Origin of the sequence: Acinetobacter sp. UBA3132 (assembly GCF_002364825.1) — a bacterium.
Lineage (GTDB): Bacteria > Pseudomonadota > Gammaproteobacteria > Pseudomonadales > Moraxellaceae > Acinetobacter > Acinetobacter schindleri.
In genome coordinates this window covers 1-4,620 of the sequence record NZ_DEZM01000013.1, presented here as the reverse complement: position 1 = coordinate 4,620, position 4,620 = coordinate 1, and the positions used below count along the sequence as shown (strand labels likewise).

At 41.7% G+C, this 4,620-nt stretch carries 5 protein-coding genes; 1 reads left to right on the top strand and 4 read right to left on the bottom strand.

Annotated elements, in window-relative coordinates; translation table 11 throughout:
- The 4 genes from B4033_RS00570 to B4033_RS00555 all read right to left on the bottom strand — a co-directional run.
- A partial coding sequence (locus B4033_RS00570; RefSeq protein ID WP_286831103.1) for an AEC family transporter occupies positions 1–660 on the bottom strand: 660 nt, incomplete at its 3' end.
- 405 nt (positions 661–1,065) lie between these two features.
- Positions 1,066–2,160, bottom strand: coding sequence for a chorismate synthase (gene aroC / locus B4033_RS00565; RefSeq protein WP_103800113.1), 1,095 nt, complete (start codon positions 2,158–2,160; stop codon positions 1,066–1,068).
- Between the two features lie 12 nt (positions 2,161–2,172).
- Complete coding sequence (gene prmB, locus B4033_RS00560; RefSeq protein ID WP_008307431.1) at positions 2,173–3,183, bottom strand: 50S ribosomal protein L3 N(5)-glutamine methyltransferase; 1,011 nt, start codon at positions 3,181–3,183, stop codon at positions 2,173–2,175.
- A gap of 358 nt (positions 3,184–3,541) precedes the next feature.
- Positions 3,542–3,925 (bottom strand): DUF1311 domain-containing protein, encoded by a 384-nt coding sequence (locus B4033_RS00555; RefSeq protein ID WP_071321111.1) that lies wholly within the window; start codon positions 3,923–3,925, stop codon positions 3,542–3,544.
- A gap of 199 nt (positions 3,926–4,124) precedes the next feature.
- Between B4033_RS00555 and B4033_RS00550 the strand changes: the two genes are divergently transcribed.
- Positions 4,125–4,433, top strand: a complete 309-nt coding sequence (locus B4033_RS00550) for a hypothetical protein (RefSeq protein WP_008306264.1) — start codon at positions 4,125–4,127, stop codon at positions 4,431–4,433.
- Positions 4,434–4,620: the final 187 nt, after the last annotated feature.

Below are 4,620 nucleotides of genomic sequence, written 5' to 3'. Positions count from 1 at the left end.
GCGCCATAAATCCAGATTAATTTGCCCAAACTTTAATGCTGCCCCGACACACATCAAACCTAAAGGCAAACTGCATGCTGCCATTTGTTTCAATAACTGGTTCATCCCCTGCCATATCCCCAATCCGGACAGATTATAAAGCCCACCCACCAGACAGCCTAAAATCAGTGGATTTTTCGCGAGGGATATGAAAATTTTTCCAAACTGCATATCAGCCGGTTTAGTAAATGCCAGCACAGAAACGGTATTTACGACTGGAATAAAGAACACCATAATGACGGCAAATACTGTCATCCCTGCCTGACCAAATAAGGTGCTGACCGCAGCAATGCCAATATAGGTATTAAAGCGCAGTATGCTTTGTATATAGACCCCAAATCGGGCAAAGTTAATCCGGTATATCGCTTTTAGACTGTACAGCACTGCACAAACCAGTATAGTAATAATTGAAATAACCAGCACCACATCCTGAATAATATCTATCTGAATCTGAGCAGTAGCCAGATTCAGGAATAGCATGATTGGAAATAGTACATAGTAGTTTAGCTTTTCTGCCCCCCGCCAAAATCCGTCTTCTAACCATTTCCTTTGTTTTAATGCATAACCGAGGGTAATTAGGGCAATCAGTGGAAACAGGACGCTGAAGATAGTATGAAGCATTGAGCCACTCGTAACATGCAATTTTGTGGCAATCGAACCCAATTGCCTGTCAATTATTAAGGATACAACAACCGAAGAGTTTCAAGAGAAAAAGTATTGGAAAAATCAATGGATAATAAGTAAGAGAAAGTCTCTCATGCGTTTTAATGAATAATAAACCAATTAAGTCCAGCTTTCTTCTTTTGCAATATTTAACACCTCCTCTTTAAGCTTTTCCTAACTCATTAAAAATTTTTGAATCATTTTTTGGATGAGTTTTCGAATTTCATTTTTAATAAACCTAAACTTCTTAAAAGCATAGGAAAAATAAGTTTCTCTCCGCCTAAATCATCTATTGCCTTTGCAGATCATAAAAAAGTCAGACCGAAGTCTGACTTTTTGGATTCACTTCAGATCAGAAGCGAATTATTTCGGTTCAATTGGTGCAAACGGCGCAACAACATCGGCATTTTGTGCACGATGACGCATAAAGTGATCCATCAATACAATCGCCAGCATCGCTTCAGCAATTGGCGTCGCACGTACACCCACACAAGGATCATGACGGCCTTTGGTCAACACGTCAGTATCTTCACGATTGATGGTGATGGTTTTACCTGGAGTCGTGATTGAAGCGGTTGGTTTTAGTGCAATCGATACGCGAATGTCCTGACCGCTAGAAATCCCACCCAAAATACCGCCGGCATGATTTGCCAGGAAACCATCCGTCGTTAATTCATCACGCGTTTCATGACCAAACTGCTCAGCAACGCCAAAACCATCACCAATCTCAACACCTTTAACGGCGTTAATCGACATCATGGCATGGGCAATATCGGCATCCAGACGATCGAATACTGGCTCACCCCAGCCTACTGGGACTTTAGAGGCAATAATTTCAAGGCGCGCGCCACAACTGGTGCCTTGTTCACGCAACGACGTGACCAGTGCCTCAAAACGTGGAACGGCATCAACATCACCACAGAAGAACGGATTATTTGGAACTTCATTCCAGTCCAGTTTCTCGGCTTTTTCAGTGCCAATCTGGGTGACATGACCGCGGATTTCAATACCGAATTTCTCAAACAGGAATTTCTTGGCAATCGCACCCGCTGCCACACGCATTGCAGTTTCACGTGCACTTGAACGGCCACCGCCACGATAATCACGGAAACCATACTTCTGGGTATAGGTATAGTCTGCATGACCCGGGCGGAAAGTCTGCGCAATATTGCCATAGTCTTTCGATTTCTGGTCAGTATTGCGGATTAAAAGACCGATTGAAGTGCCGGTGGTTTTACCCTCAAACACACCGGAAATAATTTCCACTTCATCCGGCTCTTTACGCTGCGTTGCAAATTTCGATGTACCCGGCTTGCGGCGGTCCAGATCCTTTTGCAAATCAGCTTCAGACAGTTCAATTCCTGGTGGAACCCCATCAATGATCGCCATCAGGCCAACACCATGAGATTCACCACAAGTCGTTACACGGAAGAGTTGCCCTATACTATTACCTGCCATGTGAACGACTCCTTATGCATTAACAGATTGAATAAATAAATCGCGGTATTGACGGCATTGGGCTGCAGTCAATGCGAAGATACCTGAGCCACCACGCTGGAACTGCAACCAGTGGAAATCAACTTTATTGAAGTTTTGCTTCATTGCCCATTCAGAGTTGCCGACTTCAATTACAATCAGACCATCTTCAGTCAGGTAATCAGCCGCTTGAGCCAGCATTTTACGTACCAAATCCAAACCATCCTGACCTGCAGCCAAAGCCATTTCAGGTTCGTAGTGGAATTCGTCTGGTAAATCTGCCATGTCTTCTGCATCCACATACGGTGGATTCGACACGATTAGATCATACTGATTTTCAGCAGGAATTTTTGCGAACAGGTCCGATTCAAGCAATGCCACTTGATACTGCTTGTTATGGTGTTCACAGTTGATCTGCGCTACTTCTAAAGCCTCTTTAGACAGATCGGTTGCATCCACTTCAGAATCTGGAAAAGCGTATGCCAATGCAATCGCAATACAGCCTGAACCGGTGCACATGTCCAGAATACGTTGTGGTGTTTTTGGATTCGGATTTTCTGGCAGGTTATTTACCGCTGCACCCATTTCACCATTTTCGCCCAAGCAATATGGTGCAAAACGGTTTTCAATCAGCTCAACGATTGGTGAACGTGGAATCAGTACACGCTCATCCACATAGAATGGCTTACCAAAGAAATAAGCCAGATTTAATAGATAAGATGTCGGCATTCTTTCATTGATACGACGTCCTAAAAGATTCAAAAACTCTTCTTTTTCGCTTGGAAGCAGTTTTGAATCCAGAATTTCTGGATCAGCATTCCAGTCCAGAGAAAGGGTTTGTAAAACCAGTGCTGAACTTTCAGCAAAATAATCTTCTGTGCCTTGGCCCAAGTGCGCATCGTATTGACGTAATGCTGTAACACCAAAACGGATAAAATCACGAATGGTTGTTAGATTTTCAGCGGCTTCCTGCAAATGTTCAGGGCTAATAGTCGGTCGATCCACTTAAGGCGTCTCCAGAGGTCATATTTTAAAACGCCTTATGATACCTTGTTTCGCCTGCTTTTATAATGCTAAAACCATGAAAAATACGAAAACAGCACGACTCCACTCTGGCTGAATCCGGTTTTAGAAGCCTGTTATTTGATGATGAGAATGGTCAACAATAGATCGCTTCAATCCGGATTTGAATGCTTTAAAGTATGAGAGATAAATCGAACGTTTTATGAAGTAGGTGATAAATAATACTGACTCACCTATTCAGCGCTTCTGTCCAGTCTTAATAAATCTCAAATTCTCGCCATAATTTAAAAAGCATAACAAACTTACATGTCCGTTATGCTTTTGAGTACCGATCAGATCCTCAGCGTTTTCCGACAAAAGAACGTGATTGATAATAATTGGACTGCTCAATTACCATGGCCAGGGCACATTGTCCTTGCTGGATTTTGGTGTAGTTTCCAGCACGGATACGACCACATTGCTTGTCCAGTCTGGATTCAAACAAGGCATAATGGTTTTTTACTACAGCAGCATTATTTGCGTTTAATTTAAGATAATTTTTATAGCTTTTTTTCAAGATTTTAGTCTGCCCTTTTAATTCCTTGGCAATACATTTTTCAGTCTTGGTACGGTCACCATAGGTGAACTTCATACACTGTGAATATTCCCTGGAATAATCCTGAGCTGCTTGTGTATGTACAGTTGTACCTGCCAGAATCGCAGTTAATAACCATGCAAAACGCATACATTCCCCTTTGCCAAATTGGCATGATGCTTACAATCGCACTCATCAATTTTGTTTTAAGTTATATTCCGATACTACCTGAGTCCAGTGAAAATTCCTATTCCTTTATAAGCATCGATTTTATGCAAATGAGCAATTGAAACTCTCAGAATTGTCCCCATTATAGAGCGAAGATATACAAGTAAACGAGTTGAATGTTATGAGCTACAAGCATAACAACCTGATGGCCATGCGCCTGAATTATTGGGATGATGTACAGTCTCATAACGTGCGGCAGGAAAAGGCATTTTTGCAAGACATGTTAATTCAGCAGGGTGTTTTTCAGCAGGCAACATTAGAAGATGCACGCTATCTGTTTTTTAGTTTGCCCAGTATCGTGATTGTTAAAGGTTATGCTCTGGGCTTTCAGCATGAGTCCGTGATTACATTGATTCAACAGCACATTCAAACAAATATCCAACAGTTGCAACAAAGAACTGAATTAAAAATTCAATTTCAGATGCCATAATGCCTTGGCTAATATAAATACAGGTCATCGAGCCTGATCATGTTTAGCGTAAATTCAATCTGTTAAAACTTTTTTAATACGTGAAGACAGGTTAATATCCGCTACAATGATTTATTCTGCTATATGCTGGGAAAGGATTTATTCTACATGTCAGATCAGAACGATAAGCTCAAACAACTGAAAACCT